This window comes from Nanchangia anserum (assembly GCF_015240065.1).
GTDB lineage: Bacteria > Actinomycetota > Actinomycetes > Actinomycetales > Actinomycetaceae > Nanchangia > Nanchangia anserum.
Genome location: NZ_CP060506.1, coordinates 1,283,972 through 1,297,868, shown reverse-complemented (window position 1 = coordinate 1,297,868; position 13,897 = coordinate 1,283,972). Strand labels below are relative to the sequence as shown.

Genomic DNA, 13,897 nt, shown 5'->3' with positions numbered 1-13,897 from the left:
CGTGCACTGACGACGCGTGGACCCCGGTGTGCGTATCAGAGCGAGGGGGATCATGGCGAGGCCACCGCAGGAGCCGCAGGCGCTCGACGCTGCCCTCGAACGTGCCCTCGATGCGGCGAGGCGCGGTCCGCTCGCCGGGGGAAATCCGCGGGTCGGCTGCACGCTACTCAGCCCGAGCGGCGAGATCCTCGCCGTCGGCTACCACCGCGGCGCGGGCACGGCACACGCTGAGGTCGACGCCCTCTCCCAGCTGCCGCGTGGTGGCGCTCGCGGGTCGTGCGCCGTCGTCACGCTGGAGCCGTGCAACCACACCGGGCGGACGGGGCCGTGTTCGCGCGCCCTCGCCGAGGCCGGCGTCGCCCGCGTCATCTACGCCCTGCCCGATCCCAACGCCGAGGCCGCCGGCGGGGCAGCGTGGCTGCGCGGTCACGGGATCGAGGCGATCGATGCCCGGCAGGCCGGGATCGCCCCGGCGCTCATTGATCGCGCGCGCGATCTCAACGCCGCCTGGTGTCACGCCGTTGCCCGAGGGCGCCCGTGGGTCATCGCCAAGACAGCGATGAGTACCGACGGTATCGTCGCCGCGGCCGACGGCACGTCGCAGTGGATCACGTCCCCCGAGGCGCGCGCGTGCGGCCACGAGATCCGCGCCGGCGTCGACGCGATCGTTGTCGGCACGGGAACGGCACTGGCCGATAACCCTCGCCTGAGCGCGCGTGATCGCTCCGGGACGGCCCTCGCCCACCAGCCGGTGCGCATTGTCGTCGGCAGCCGGGACCTCCCCGAGGACTCTCACCTGCGCGCCGCCGGCGTCGAGCACGTGCGCGATCATGACCTGGCCGGCCTGCTCGAGCGGCTGGGCGAGCGCGGGATCCGTCGCGTCCTCATCGAGGGCGGCCCCACCCTCGTTAGCGCGGCACTGCGTGCGGGCGTCGTTGACGAGTGGCACGTCTACCGTGCCCCGATCCTGTTGGGGCAGGGCCGACGCGCCATCGCGCCCCTGGGCATCGCGACGCTCGCTGACGCGCTACCGATTCGCCTCGTCAACTCCCGGCCCGTCGGGGCCGACCACCTCGACATCTACGCGATTAGTCAGGAGGCACGTGATGTTTACCGGACTCGTTGAAGCCACCGGGCGACTTTGTCGACGCGTCAGCGTCGAGGGGGCAGCCGTCGTGACGATCGAGGCCCCCTTCGCCGCCGACCTCGCCGAGGGCGACTCGGTGTCCACGGCGGGGGTGTGCCTGAGCGTCACCTCGCACACGGCGCAGACCTTCACCGCCGACGTCATGCCCGAGACCCTCGCGGTTACGACGCTGGCGAGCCTGCCCGAGGGCACCCGGGTCAACCTCGAGCGCGCCCTCGCCGCCAACGGGCGTCTGGGCGGCCACCTCGTCCAAGGCCACGTCGACGGCATCGGCGTCGTCACCGCGTGCCGCCCGGGTCCGCGCTGGGACGAGGTCGACATCACCTGCGACGTCGACGTTGCCCGCTACATCGCCTACAAGGGGTCGATCGCGATCGACGGGGTGTCCCTGACGGTCAGCGCGGTCACCGATAACGGATTCACCGTGTCGCTCATTCCGACGACCCTTGAGGCGACGACCCTCGGCGAGATCGGAGTGGGCACCCGCGTCAACCTGGAAACCGATGTCATGGCCCGCTACGCCGAGCGGCTCACCCGAGCACCGAAGGAGACCGAGCAGTGAGCGCACCCGAGAGCCTCACCGAGGCGATGGACGCCGTCATCGCGGATCTGCGCGCGGGCAAGCCCGTCCTCGTCGCCGACTCTCGCGAGCGCGAAAACGAGGTCGACGCCATCATGGCGGCCGAGACGGCGTCGACGCGATGGGTCGCGTGGATGGTGCGCCACACGTCGGGCTATCTGTGCGCGCCGATGCCGCTCGAGCGCGCCGACGCCCTCAAGCTGCCCGAGATGGTCCCCGACACCGAGGACCCCAAGCACACGTGCTACACGATCAGCTGCGACGCCGCGCGCGGCGTGACGACGGGAATCTCGGCCGGGGATCGCGCGCGAACCCTGCGTGTCCTCGCCGACCCGCACTCGGCGCCGGGCGACCTCATCCGCCCCGGTCACATCCTGCCGCTGCGGGCGCGACCGGGCGGAGTGCGCGAGCGCGGCGGGCACACCGAGGCGACGGTCGACCTGTTGCGGTTGGCCGGCATGGAACCCGTCGGGGTCATTGGAGAGCTCGTCCACGACGACGGCGACATGGTGCGCTACGACGACGCCCAGGACATGGCACGAAAGTGCGGCCTGTACCTGCTCACCGTCAAGGAGCTGCGCTCGTGGCTCGAGGCCGAGGACGCCGGCGAGGCACAACCGAGCGCGACGCCCGCGCCGAGCAAGGACGGTGAGCGCGTGGCTCTCATCGCCACCGCCAAGCTGCCGACGCGTCACGGTGACTTCATCATCCACTCGTTCCGCGACTTGCGCACGGGTGCCGAACACATCGCGCTGACCCCTGACACGCCGAGCGCGCCCGCCGAGGTGGCGCTCGCGCGCATTCACTCCGAGTGCCTGACGGGGGAGGCCTTCGGGTCGCTGCGCTGCGACTGCGGCCCGCAGCTCGATGCCGCCCTCGAGCAGATCGCTGTCGAGGGCGGGGCGCTCGTCTACCTGCGCGGTCACGAGGGCCGTGGGATCGGGCTGGGCGAGAAGATCCGCGCCTACCACCTCCAAGATTCCGGCCTCGACACGGCCCAGGCCAATCTCGAACTCGGCTGGGCCGTCGACCTGCGCGAATACGGCGCGGGCGCGGCGATTCTCGCGCATTTGGGCATCACGCGCGTGCGCCTGCTGACGAACAACCCCGACAAGGTTCGGCTAGATCCGAGCCTCGTCGACGTCGTCGAGGCCGTGCCCCTCGAGGTCGGCCTCGACCCCCACAACATCGATTACCTGCGCACGAAGGCGGCCCTGGGACACACGTTCCATCACCTCGACGCCTGCGAGACCCACTAGGAGACACCATGTCCGGAACCGGCGCACCCGCACCCGCCATCCCCACCGACCTTGGCAAGGACACGACCGTGACCATCGTCGCGGCAACGTGGCACGACCAGGTCATGTCCGGCCTCATCGCCGGCGCCCGCCGAGCCCTTGAGGCCGCCGGCGTCACCGTGCGCACCGTGCGCGTACCCGGCACCTTCGAGCTGGCCCTGGGGGCGACGTACGCGATCGACGCGGGCGCGGACGCCGTCGTCGCCCTCGGCGTCGTCATCCGCGGGGGTACACCTCACTTCGATTACGTCTGCGAGGCGGCCACGCGCGGCCTCACCGACGTCTCGCTCGCGCACTCGACGCCGGTCGGCTTCGGCGTCCTCACCTGTGACGACGACGCCCAGGCGCTCGATCGCGCCGGACTCGAGGACTCGAACGAAGACAAGGGGTTCGAGGCCGCCTGCGCCGCGCTCGACATGCTCGCGCTGCGCGCCGGCCTGGCTGCGCGGTAGTGGCCCGCCTCACCCATTTTGGCGTCATCTCGCCAGTAGCGGCCGGGACGGCTAGACTTAGCAGTCGCGGAAGGCGAGTGCTATCGACTCGGCGACTAGGTGACCGAGAGGGGGTGGAGCGTGGCGCGCTCAACGCAAGAACGCCGCGACATCGTGCTGCGCGCGATCGTCGCCGACTACGTCCACTCGGGTGAACCCGTCGGGTCGAAGGCCCTGGTGGATAAGCACCACCTCGATGTCTCCCCGGCGACGGTGCGCAACGACATGTCGGCGCTGGAGGACGAGGGCTACATTTACCAGCCCCACACCTCGGCCGGGCGGGTGCCCACCGAGAAGGGGTATCGCGCCTTCGTCGACCAGATCGCCCGGCTCAAGCCCCTGTCGGCGCCCGAGCGCGCGGCGATCGAGTCCTTTCTCGCCAACGCCGTCGACATCGACGACCTCATCGACCGCACGGTGCGCCTGCTCGCCCAGCTGACCCACCAGGTCGCCCTCGTCCAATACCCGACCTATCAGCGCTCCGGGGTGCGCCACCTCGAGCTCGTCCCGCTCAACCCGACCCGACTGCTCGTCGTCATCATCACGAACTCCGGCAAGGTCGAACAGCGCACGCTCGAGGTGTCCGAGCCGCTCACCGACGCCGACGTGACGAACCTCAGCGTCGCCATCAACTCGGCGGTGACGGGGGTCGCGCCCGCACACCTCGCGGGGCTGAGCTTTGCTCACCTCACGATGGGGCAGGCCCAGCGCCGCGTCGCCGACGACGTCGTTCGCCTCGTCACCGAGGTCCTCACCGACGACGCCGATACCCGCATCGTCATGGCGGGCACGGCGAATCTCGTGCGCGCCGGACACTACTTTTCCACCCCGATCGGCCCCGTCCTCGACGCGCTGGAAGAGCAGGTCGCCCTCCTGCGACTGTTCGCCGAGGCGACCGAGGGGGCCACCGAGGGCGTCTCGGTGACGATCGGCACCGAGACCCAGCACACGGCGCTCACCGAGACGGCGCTCGTCGCGGGCACTTACGGCAGCGACGGCGAGGGCCAGTCGCACCTGGGCGTCATCGGGCCGACGCGCATGGACTATCCGACCGCAATGACCACGGTGGGGGCAGTGGCCCGGTATCTGTCCCACTTCCTGTCCCGCTGATCGAATGAGAGTGGAGTCGACATTTCGTGAGTGACTACTACGAGGTTTTGGGCGTTAGCCGCGATGCCTCCGACGACGAGATCAAGAAGGCCTATCGCAAGCTCGCCCGCAAGCTGCACCCCGACGTCGCCGGGGCCGATTCCGAGGATGCGTTTAAGGAGGTCACGGCCGCCTATCAGACGCTGTCGGATCCTGAGAAGCGCCGCCGCTACGACATGGGCGGCGACACCGCGGGGTTCGGCGGCGCGGGAATGGGAGACTTCGGGGGCTTCTCCGACATCTTCGAGACGTTCTTCGGCGGTGCCACCCAGACCGGCCCGGTGCCGCGCGGGCGGCCCGGCCCCGACACGCTGACGTCACTGACGGTGAGCCTCGACGAGGTCGTCGCCGGGTGCACGAAGACCCTGTCGATCGCGACCGCCGTCACCTGCCCGACGTGTCACGGCAGCTGCTGCACCCCGGGAACCTCGCCGCGCACGTGCGACGCGTGCGGCGGGCGCGGCTCGGTTCAGCGCATGGCGCGCTCGTTCTTTGGCCAGACCATCACGACGGTGCCGTGCACGGCGTGCGCCGGACACGGCACGATCATCCCCGACCCGTGCGCCGAGTGTGGCGGCGAGGGGCGCGTGCGTACCCACGTGAAGAAGGACATTCGCGTGCCCGCCGGCATCAAGGAGGGCGTGCGCCTGCGCATGAGCGGCGAGGGCGAAGCCGGTCCCGGCGGTGGCCCCGCGGGTGACCTCTACATCGAGGTTCACGTCAAGGCGCATCCGGTCTTCCAGCGTTCGGGCGATGACCTTGTGACGACGGTGCGCGTGCCGATGACGGCCGCGGTGCTCGGCGAGACGTTCACCCTCGACACGTTCGACGGTGTGCGCGAGGTGAGCATTCCTGCCGGCACCCAGCCCGGCGACGTCATCACCCTGCGCGGCCTCGGCGTCGGCGTGCTCCACCGCGACAGCCGTGGCGACCTGCGCATTCGCGTCGAGGTCGTCGTCCCGCGCAACCTCGACGCGAACCAGCGCGGCCTCATCGAGGAATTTGCTCGCTCGCGCGGCGATGAACGCGTCGAACCCAAGCGCTCCGACGAGGGCGACGGCGTCTTTAGCCGGTTGCGCAACAAGTTCGCGGGGCGCGCATGACCCGACCCGTCTATACCGTCGGACTCGCCGATCCGCCCCTGAGCGCGTTGGCTCCCGGCGACGTCTGCCGCGTTTCGGGCAACGTCGCCCGCCACGCCGTCGTCTCGCGCCGGCTGCGCGTGGGCGAGCAGCTCGACCTCGTCGACGGCGCGGGGCTGCGCGTGAGCGTCGACGTCATCGAGATCGACGGGCCGACGTACCGGGCACGCGCGACCGCCGTGGTGCGCGAGCCCGCGCCCAGCCCGCGCCTCGTCCTCGTCCAGGCGCTGGCGAAGAACAAGCGCGACCAGCAGGCCGTCGAATCCGCGTGCGAGATCGGCGTCGATGCCATCTATCCGTGGACGGCACGGCGCTGCATCGTCACGTGGAAGAAGGCCGACGCCGTCAAATCGCAGCGGTGGTTCTCGACCGTGCTCAGCGCCTGCGAGCAATCCCGGCGTGCGCGTCGCCCCGACCTCGAGGCGCTGGTGAGCACGGGAGATCTCGTCGCGGCCGTCCGCGCGGCGCGCGAGCGCGGCGAGGTCGTGTTCGTCGCCCACGAGGTCGCCACCCAGTCGCTGCCGAGCATCCTCGCCGAGGCCGAGGCAGCCCCCGGCTACTGGGTCATCGTCGGCCCCGAGGGCGGCATCACCGAGGACGAAATCACCACGCTGTGCGAGGCGGGAGCCCAGCCGATCCGGATGGGGCCGACGGTCATGCGCACGTCAACGGCCGGCGTCGCCGCCCTGTCCGTCATCGCCGCCCACGTGGGACGCTGGGACACGGCGGAAGGGACACATGAGTAATTCGAGCGCGATCACGACGATCCCCATTCCCGAGGGCGTCGACCCGGTGGGGGTGTGCGGGATCGGGGACGCGAGCCTGCGTGCCCTCGAGGACAACCTGCCGGGCATCGAGGTGTGGGCGCGGTCGAACCAGATCATGCTGGCCGGCCCGCCCCTATTGCAGGCGGTGGCAAGCGATCTCGTCGCCGAGATGATCGCCGAGGCCGGACGCGGCGACCCGCTGACGCCCGAAACTGTCGCCCACGCGGCCTCGCTGGTCAATTCCGCGGCGAGCGGGCGCGAGGGGCCCGTGGCGGGGCTGAGCGAATGGGAGGTCTTGCGCGCACGCGACGGCATCATTCGAGCCAAGACCCAGGGCCAGAAGGACTACGTCGACGCGATCGCCTCTTACGACGTCATCTTCGGCATCGGCCCGGCGGGCACCGGCAAGACCTATCTGGCGATGGCCAAGGCCGTTGGCGCCCTCATGTCGGGCGAGGTCAAGCGAATCATCCTCACCCGGCCCGCGGTCGAGGCCGGCGAAAACCTTGGCTTTTTGCCCGGGTCGCTGACCGACAAGATCGATCCCTACCTGCGGCCCCTCTACGACGCTCTGCGCGACATGATCGATCCGGCCGAGCTCACCCAGCTCATCGACGCCGGCGCGATCGAGGTCGCCCCGCTGGCCTACATGCGCGGGCGCACCCTCAACGATGCCTTCATCGTCCTCGACGAGGCCCAAAACACGACGAGCCAACAGATGAAGATGTTCCTCACCCGGTTGGGCTTCCGCTCGACGATGGTCGTCACGGGCGACATCTCCCAGATCGACCTGCCGGCAGGGCGCACGTCGGGCCTCACCCACGTGCGTCGGATTCTCGACGGCGTGGAGGGCATCGCCTTCGTCTACTTGACCTCGGCCGACGTCGTGAGGAACGAACTCGTCGGACGCATTATCGATGCCTACGACGCCGCCGACGCGCGCCAGGCGCGGCTGCAAGCTCACCGCCGGGTCACGCGCGGGCGAGCCAGGTAAGGAGAACGCATGTCCACGGAAGTGTGTAACGAAACCGATGTCGAGGTCGACGAGACCGAGTTCGTCGACCTGGCGGCCTGGGTGCTGCGCGCCATGCACGTCTCGCCCGGTGCCGAGCTCTCCCTCGTCTTCGTCGACCCGGACGCGATGGAGACCCTGCACGTTCAGTGGCTCGACCTGCCGGGGCCGACCGACGTCATGAGCTTCCCCATGGATCAACTGCGCCCGGGAACCCCCGACAAGCCGACGCCTCCCGGCATGCTCGGCGACATCGTCATTTGCCCGCAGGTTGCCGCCGAACAAGCGGCTAAGCAGGGGCACTCGGCCGTCGAGGAGATGCTCCTCCTCTTCGTCCACGGGATCCTGCACCTGCTGGGATACGACCACGCCGAGCGGGCGGAAGAACGCGAGATGTTCGACCTGCAACGTCGCCTGCTGCTGACGTTCCTGTCGTCGAGGTAGCGGTGAGCGGGGTGGTCTCGGCGCCGGCATTCAGCCTCATCGCCTGCGCGGTCGTCCTCATCATCGGCGCCGGCGTCTTCATCTGCGCGCAGGTCGCCCTGTCCGAGCTGTCCCACGCGCGCGCCGAGGACCTCGTCGAGGACGGACGGCGCAACGCCGATTCCGTCGCCTACCTGCTGCGTCACCCGCGGCGCAGCCTGCTGACGACGCGCGCCGTCCAGCTCGGCTGCCAGATCCTCGCCGTCGCGTGCCTGACGATCGCGTTCGCCTCGTGGTGGCCGCTATGGTGGACGGTGCTCCTCGCCGTCGTCGCCGTCGCGGGCGTCCTCATGCTGTTTGTCGACGCCATGGTCGCCCCCCAGATCGGGCGCACCCGCCCCGAGACGTGCGCGCTGTGGTTGAGCCCGCTCGTCCTCATTCCCCTGCGCATCGCCATCCTCGGGCGCCCGCTCAATCGGGCGCTGGCGGCGCTCGTGCCCCCGCCCGCCGTCACCGATGCCGAGGCGCGCCACGAGATGGTCGCGGATTTCCGCGAGATGGTTGACGACCTGGGGGAGAGCGACCAGCTGGAGATCGAGGAAGAGGACCGCGAGATGCTGCGGTCGGTCTTCGAAATGGGTATCACCCTCGTGCGCGAGGTCATCGTCCCGCGTACGGACATGGTCACCCTCGACAAGGACACGACGGGCCGGCGAGCGCTCGAGCTGCTATCGCAATCGGGGTTCTCCCGCATTCCCGTGACCGGCGAAGACACCGACGACGTGCGCGGCGTCGTCTACCTCAAGGACCTTGTCCACCGCCTCATCAATCGCCCGGATGTCCTCGATCGCCCGGTTCATGAGCTCATGCGCGAGGCCCACTTCGTTCCCGAGACGATGCGCGTCGACGACCTGCTCCGCCAGATGCGCTCGGGCGAGACACACCTGGCGATTGTCTTCGACGAGTGGGGCGGCACCGTCGGGCTGGTGACGATCGAAGACCTCATCGAGGAACTCGTTGGCGAGGTCACCGACGAACACGACAAACCCGAGGTCACCATCGAGCAGCTCGGACCCGATTGCTGGTCGCTGCCGGCGCGCATGAGCATCGACGACCTGGGTGAACTCTTCGACATCGAGATCGCCGAGGACGATGTCGACACCGTCGGCGGGCTGTTGCAGAAGGCCCTGGGAAGCGTTCCGCTCGAGGGCGACGAGGCCGAGACCTGGGGACTGATCCTGCGGGCAGGGCCGCAGGAGGGCCGCCGGCGCCAGGTGTCGGCTATCGTTGCTTCGCGAGCGGGTGAGAGTGAAGGAGATGCGCGTGAGTGATTTTCCCTCGGACGAGGACTTGATGTCGGGTGCCGCCGCGCCCATCGACCCCGTGGCCGTGCCCGAGGGGTACCGCGCGGGCTTCGTCGCCATCGTCGGACGCCCCAACGTCGGCAAGTCGACGCTGACGAACGTCCTCGTCGGCCGCAAGATCGCCATCACGTCGATGCGTCCCGAGACGACGCGCCACAACGCGCGCGGGGTCATCAGCCGGGACGAGGGCCAGCTCGTCATCGTCGACACCCCGGGGCTGCACCGCCCACGCACCCTGCTGGGCAAGCGGCTCAACGACATGGCGCGCGAGGTGCTCGTCGACGTCGACGCCGTCGTCTTTTGCCTGCCTGCCGACCAGAAGATCGGCCCCGGTGACCGCTACATTGCCCAGGAACTGAAGGGCCTGTCGGCCCCGGTCTTCGCCGTCGTCACCAAGGCCGATCTCGTCGGCCAGCAGCAGTTGGCCGAGGCTCTGCTTGGGGCCTCCCAGCTCGCCGATTTCGCCGCGATCATTCCCGTCTCGGCGCGCGCCAACGACACGAACGACCTCGTCGACGTCCTCTTCGACGCCATGCCGCCCTCGCCGCCGCTGTATCCGCCCGAGATGCTCTCGGATCAGTCCGACGAGACGATGATCGCCGAATACGTGCGCGAGGCCGCGCTGCATGGCGCGCGCGAGGAGCTGCCTCACTCGATCGCCGTTCAGGTGGAGGAGATACTCGAGCTGCCCCCGCGCACGCCCGCCCAGCGCGAGGGCACCGCACCCGTTCCCCTGCGCGTCATCGTCAACATCTTCGTCGAACGCGACTCGCAAAAGGGCATCGTCATCGGCAAGGGCGGGCGCCAGATCGCCCAGATTCGCGAGCGCGCCACGAAGGCAGCCAAGCGCCTCCTCGAGCGCCCGGTCGTCCTCGACCTGCACGTGCGCACGGCGAAGAACTGGCAGCGCGACCCGAAGCTGCTGGGCAAGCTCGGCTTCTGACCCGCAGGACGAGCACTCGCCGATGCGCCCGTCCACGTGGTGAAGCACCTCACGCAGGGGCGTGCCCGAGTGCTAGCGTGAGCACCATGCCAGTCGTTCGGGTGGAGCTAACACGCCGCGGCGGGGTCCTGCGTTAGGTCGAGCCTCGTCGCGGAGTTTGTCGTCCCCGACCGCTCCACACGTTCTCTCGACAAAAGGACACCCCATGCGAACCACCGGGAAAGCTCCCGTACAGCAGCCCTCGGCGATGCCGGTTAAGAAATACCGTCCCTACTGGGAAACCATGACGTTCGACTATCCCGAGCGCACGTGGCCCAGTGTCAACGTCACGCGCGCGCCGCGATGGCTGTCGACCGATCTGCGCGACGGCAACCAGGCCCTCATCGAGCCGATGGATCCCGTGCGCAAGCGCAAGATGTTCGACCTCCTCGTCGCCATCGGCATCAAGGAAATTGAGATCGGCTTTCCCGCCGCCTCGCAGACCGACTTCGACTTCGTGCGCTCCCTCGTCGAGGACGACGCCGTGCCCGACGACGTGTGCGTCTCGGTGCTCACCCAGGCCCGCCCCGACCTCATCGCCCGCACCGTCGAGGCCATCAAGGGCTTCCCCTGGGCGAACGTCCACATCTACAACGCCACCTCGCCGGTGTTCCGCGAGGTCGTCTTCCACAACGACAAGGCGGCGACGGTCGAGCTGGCCCGCGCCGGCGTTACCGAGGTGATGGTGCAGGCCGAGAAGATCCTCGGCGACGATCAGGTTTTTGGGTTGCAGTATTCGCCCGAGATCTTCACCGACACCGAGCGCGACTTCGCCCTCGAGGTGTGCGAGAACGTCATGGAGCTGTGGCAGCCCGACGACGATCGCGAGATCATCCTCAACCTGCCGGCGACGGTGGAGCGCTACACGCCGAACTCCTATGCCGACTTGATCGAGTGGATGAGCGACCACCTCTCGCACCGCGACCACGTCGTTCTTTCGGCGCACCCGCACAACGACCGCGGAACCGGCATCGCCGCCGCCGAGCTGGCGATGAAGGCCGGCGTCGACCGGGTCGAGGGGTGCCTGCTCGGGCAGGGGGAGCGCACGGGCAACGTCGACCTGCTCGTGCTCGCGATGAACCTGTATTCGCAAGGCATCGACCCCATGCTCGACCTCTCCGACGTCGACGGGATCCGCGACGTCGTCGAGTACTGCACCCAGATGGACACCCCCGTGCGCCACCCCTACGTGGGCGACCTCGTCTACACGTCGTTCTCGGGTTCGCACCAAGACGCGATCAAGAAGGGGTTCCAGGCGCGCGCGGCCAAGGTGGCCGCGGCCGGCGGCGACGAGACGACCGTCGTGTGGGACCTGCCCTACCTGGCGATCGATCCCCACGATATTGGCCGCACGTACGAGGCCGTCGTGCGCGTGAACTCGCAATCGGGCAAGGGCGGGATCGCCTACCTCATGAGCCGCGACCACTCCTTCGAGTTGCCGCGCCGCCTCCAGGCCGAATTCTCGCGCCTCATCCAGCGCCACACGGACGGCACGGGTGGCGAGGTCGCCTCCGATCGCCTGCTCGAGATCTTCACCGACGAGTACCTGCCTGCCCCGCCCGCCTCGGGCCTCGCCCCGTGGGGACGTTTCACCCTGCTGGACTCGCGGGCGGAATCCCTGAGCGAGGACGGCACCGTGACGGTGACGATCGACCTCATGGACAACGGCGCGAAGACGACGCTGAGCGGCGTGGGCAACGGCCCCATCGACGCGTTCATCTCGGCGCTGGGCACCATCGGTATCGACGCTCACGTCCTCGACTACGCCGAGCACGCGATGGAGGCCGGCCGCGACGCGCGCGCCGCCGCCTACGTCGAGGTCGAGGTCGCCGATCAGGTGCTGTGGGGCGTCGGCGTCGACCCGTCGATCACTCGCGCGACCTATCGGGCCGTCATCTCGGCCGTCAACAGGGCGCTGCGCTAGACCTGGCGAGATACAGCGGTGGCCCCCAGCACCAGGTGCTGGGGGCCACCGCTCTATGCGCGTCGACTACGCCTCGGCGGCGAAGCCCTCGGCAATCCTGCGGTTGATCCACGGGATCAGGCAGACGAGGATGAGCGTGAACGCACCGGCAATCGCGGCGAACAGCAAGAACTCGTTGGCCTGCGACAGGTGCTGCATGTTGGCGAAGATGAGCGAGGCGATCGACTGGCCGAACGCCGACGCCAGCAGCCACAGCGCCATGCCCTGCGACTTGAACGCCTGCGGGGCCAGCAGCGAGGCTGCGGCGAGACCGACGGGGGACAGGCACAGCTCGCCGACCGTTTGGATGACGTAGGTGAGCGTGAGGATCCACACGGGGGCCAGCCCCCCCTCGTAGGCCTTCGCCATGAGGCCGAGGAAGATGAACGAGGCCGAGGCCAACCCGAGCCCGATCGCAAACTTCGTCGGCGTGCTCGGACGCGAGCCGAGCTTTTGCCACATCGCGGCGAATACGCCCGACAGGATGATGATGCCCAGCGGGTTGACCGACTGGAACCACTCGGGGTTGATCGTCAGCGAGCCGACGTGCAGATCGGTCGAGTTCTCGGCGAAGGCCGACATCGACGAGGCGGCCTGCTCAAACACCATCCAGAACAGCGCCGCTGCGATGAAGAGGGGGATGAAGGCGAGCAGGCGCGAGCGCTCCGGCTTGGTGACCTTCGGCGAGCGGAGCATGACGGCGAAGTAGACGACCGGCATCGCCAGGGCAAGGAAGTTCAGCGTCGTCACCGTCGTCAGCAGCACCGAGTCGTGCATGAGGACCTTGACGAGGACCCACAAGATGACGAGGAGGCCGATGACGATGCCGAGCTTGGACAGCAGCGCCGTGCGTTCCTGCGGCGAAATGGGGTCGGGCACCTCGTCCGCGGTCTCGTCGAGGTGCTTGCGACCGTGGACGTAGAACGCCAGTGCGACGGCCATGCCGACCGCGGCGACGGCGAAACCGGCGTGGTAGCCGCCCCACGACCGCGCGAGACCGACGACGAGCGGGGAGAAGAACGACCCCAGGTTGATGCCGAGGTAGAAGATCGAGAAGCCCGAGTCGCGGCGGGAGTCCGTGCGCGAATATAGCTCACCGAGCATCACCGTCGGGTTCGGCTTGAACACGCCCGAGCCCACGGCGACGAAGATGATGCCGAGGTAGGCGGTGGCGCCGAGTGGCAGCGCCAGGCACAGGTGACCGAGGATGATGATGATCCCGCCATACAGAGCCGCCTTGCGGGGCCCAAACAGGCGGTCGGAGATCCATCCGCCAATCACCGAGGTCAGGAACACCGACGACGAATAGGTGGCGACGACAGCCTTACCCGTCGGCTCGTCAATGGCGAGACCACCGTTGAGGTAGGTGTCGGTAAGGAAGTACAGGAGGATGGCGCGCATGCCGTAATAGCTGAAGCGCTCCCACAGCTCCGTCGTAAAGAGCGTCATGAGGCCAATCGGGTGACCAAAGAACGCGGTATCCGTATTTCTTGTCTGTGAGGACATGGATGATCCCATCAGTTGAGGCGCGCGGATCGCGCCGAGCGGTAGGGGCGCGGTGACGCCCGGGCCGGTAAAA

At 68.8% G+C, this 13,897-nt stretch carries 13 protein-coding genes; 12 read left to right on the top strand and 1 reads right to left on the bottom strand.

What is annotated here, in order from left to right:
• The first annotated feature begins 52 nt into the window (after positions 1–52).
• The 12 genes from ribD (at position 53) to leuA (ending at position 12,279) form a co-directional block, all read left to right on the top strand.
• Positions 53–1,126, top strand: coding sequence for a bifunctional diaminohydroxyphosphoribosylaminopyrimidine deaminase/5-amino-6-(5-phosphoribosylamino)uracil reductase RibD (ribD, locus tag H8R18_RS06045; RefSeq protein WP_191071170.1), 1,074 nt, complete (start codon positions 53–55; stop codon positions 1,124–1,126).
• A complete protein-coding gene (locus tag H8R18_RS06040; RefSeq protein WP_191071169.1) occupies positions 1,107–1,709 on the top strand; it encodes a riboflavin synthase in 603 nt (200 codons plus the stop codon). The genes ribD and H8R18_RS06040 overlap by 20 nt, the downstream gene beginning before the upstream one ends.
• The gene (ribA, locus tag H8R18_RS06035) at positions 1,706–2,986 is read left to right on the top strand and encodes a GTP cyclohydrolase II (protein WP_227712772.1); all 1,281 of its coding nucleotides are present in this window, start codon (positions 1,706–1,708) and stop codon (positions 2,984–2,986) included. The genes H8R18_RS06040 and ribA overlap by 4 nt, the downstream gene beginning before the upstream one ends.
• Before the next feature lie 8 nt (positions 2,987–2,994).
• A complete protein-coding gene (ribH, locus tag H8R18_RS06030) occupies positions 2,995–3,477 on the top strand; it encodes a 6,7-dimethyl-8-ribityllumazine synthase (protein ID WP_191071168.1) in 483 nt (160 codons plus the stop codon).
• A 120-nt stretch (positions 3,478–3,597) separates the two neighbouring features.
• A complete protein-coding gene (gene hrcA, locus H8R18_RS06025) occupies positions 3,598–4,626 on the top strand; it encodes a heat-inducible transcriptional repressor HrcA (protein ID WP_191071167.1) in 1,029 nt (342 codons plus the stop codon).
• Positions 4,627–4,652: 26 nt separating this feature from the next.
• Positions 4,653–5,768: a molecular chaperone DnaJ gene (dnaJ, locus tag H8R18_RS06020; RefSeq protein WP_191071166.1), complete on the top strand. Its 1,116-nt coding sequence runs from the start codon at positions 4,653–4,655 to the stop codon at positions 5,766–5,768.
• The gene (locus tag H8R18_RS06015; protein WP_191071165.1) at positions 5,765–6,553 is read left to right on the top strand and encodes a 16S rRNA (uracil(1498)-N(3))-methyltransferase; all 789 of its coding nucleotides are present in this window, start codon (positions 5,765–5,767) and stop codon (positions 6,551–6,553) included. Before dnaJ ends, H8R18_RS06015 begins: the two co-directional genes overlap by 4 nt.
• Positions 6,546–7,568 (top strand): PhoH family protein, encoded by a 1,023-nt coding sequence (locus H8R18_RS06010; RefSeq protein ID WP_191071164.1) that lies wholly within the window; start codon positions 6,546–6,548, stop codon positions 7,566–7,568. The genes H8R18_RS06015 and H8R18_RS06010 overlap by 8 nt, the downstream gene beginning before the upstream one ends.
• Before the next feature lie 9 nt (positions 7,569–7,577).
• Positions 7,578–8,030, top strand: a complete 453-nt coding sequence (gene ybeY, locus H8R18_RS06005; RefSeq protein WP_191071163.1) for an rRNA maturation RNase YbeY — start codon at positions 7,578–7,580, stop codon at positions 8,028–8,030.
• 2 nt (positions 8,031–8,032) lie between these two features.
• Positions 8,033–9,340, top strand: a complete 1,308-nt coding sequence (locus tag H8R18_RS06000) for a hemolysin family protein (protein WP_191071162.1) — start codon at positions 8,033–8,035, stop codon at positions 9,338–9,340.
• Entirely contained in the window at positions 9,333–10,316 is a 984-nt protein-coding gene (era, locus tag H8R18_RS05995) for a GTPase Era (protein ID WP_227712771.1), read from the top strand. The genes H8R18_RS06000 and era overlap by 8 nt, the downstream gene beginning before the upstream one ends.
• Positions 10,317–10,521: 205 nt before the next feature.
• Positions 10,522–12,279 carry a 2-isopropylmalate synthase gene (gene leuA / locus H8R18_RS05990; protein WP_191071160.1) on the top strand — a complete coding sequence of 586 codons (1,758 nt, stop codon included), beginning with the start codon at positions 10,522–10,524 and terminating at the stop codon, positions 12,277–12,279.
• Positions 12,280–12,345: 66 nt separating this feature from the next.
• Here the strand turns inward: leuA and H8R18_RS05985 are convergent, their stop codons facing one another.
• Positions 12,346–13,824: a peptide MFS transporter gene (locus H8R18_RS05985; RefSeq protein ID WP_223875096.1), complete on the bottom strand. Its 1,479-nt coding sequence runs from the start codon at positions 13,822–13,824 to the stop codon at positions 12,346–12,348.
• Positions 13,825–13,897: the final 73 nt, after the last annotated feature.

What these genes read in the sequence shown, in the direction of transcription:
- ribD (WP_191071170.1), top strand. Translation starts at nt 53, where the DNA reads ATGGCGAGGCCACCGCAGGAGCCGCAGGCGCTCGACGCTGCCCTCGAA.
- H8R18_RS06040 (WP_191071169.1), top strand. Translation starts at nt 1,107, where the DNA reads ATGTTTACCGGACTCGTTGAAGCCACCGGGCGACTTTGTCGACGCGTC.
- ribH (WP_191071168.1), top strand. Translation starts at nt 2,995, where the DNA reads ATGTCCGGAACCGGCGCACCCGCACCCGCCATCCCCACCGACCTTGGC.
- H8R18_RS06015 (WP_191071165.1), top strand. Translation starts at nt 5,765, where the DNA reads ATGACCCGACCCGTCTATACCGTCGGACTCGCCGATCCGCCCCTGAGC.
- H8R18_RS06010 (WP_191071164.1), top strand. Translation starts at nt 6,546, where the DNA reads ATGAGTAATTCGAGCGCGATCACGACGATCCCCATTCCCGAGGGCGTC.
- ybeY (WP_191071163.1), top strand. Translation starts at nt 7,578, where the DNA reads ATGTCCACGGAAGTGTGTAACGAAACCGATGTCGAGGTCGACGAGACC.
- leuA (WP_191071160.1), top strand. Translation starts at nt 10,522, where the DNA reads ATGCGAACCACCGGGAAAGCTCCCGTACAGCAGCCCTCGGCGATGCCG.
- H8R18_RS05985 (WP_223875096.1), bottom strand. Translation starts at nt 13,824, where the DNA reads ATGTCCTCACAGACAAGAAATACGGATACCGCGTTCTTTGGTCACCCG.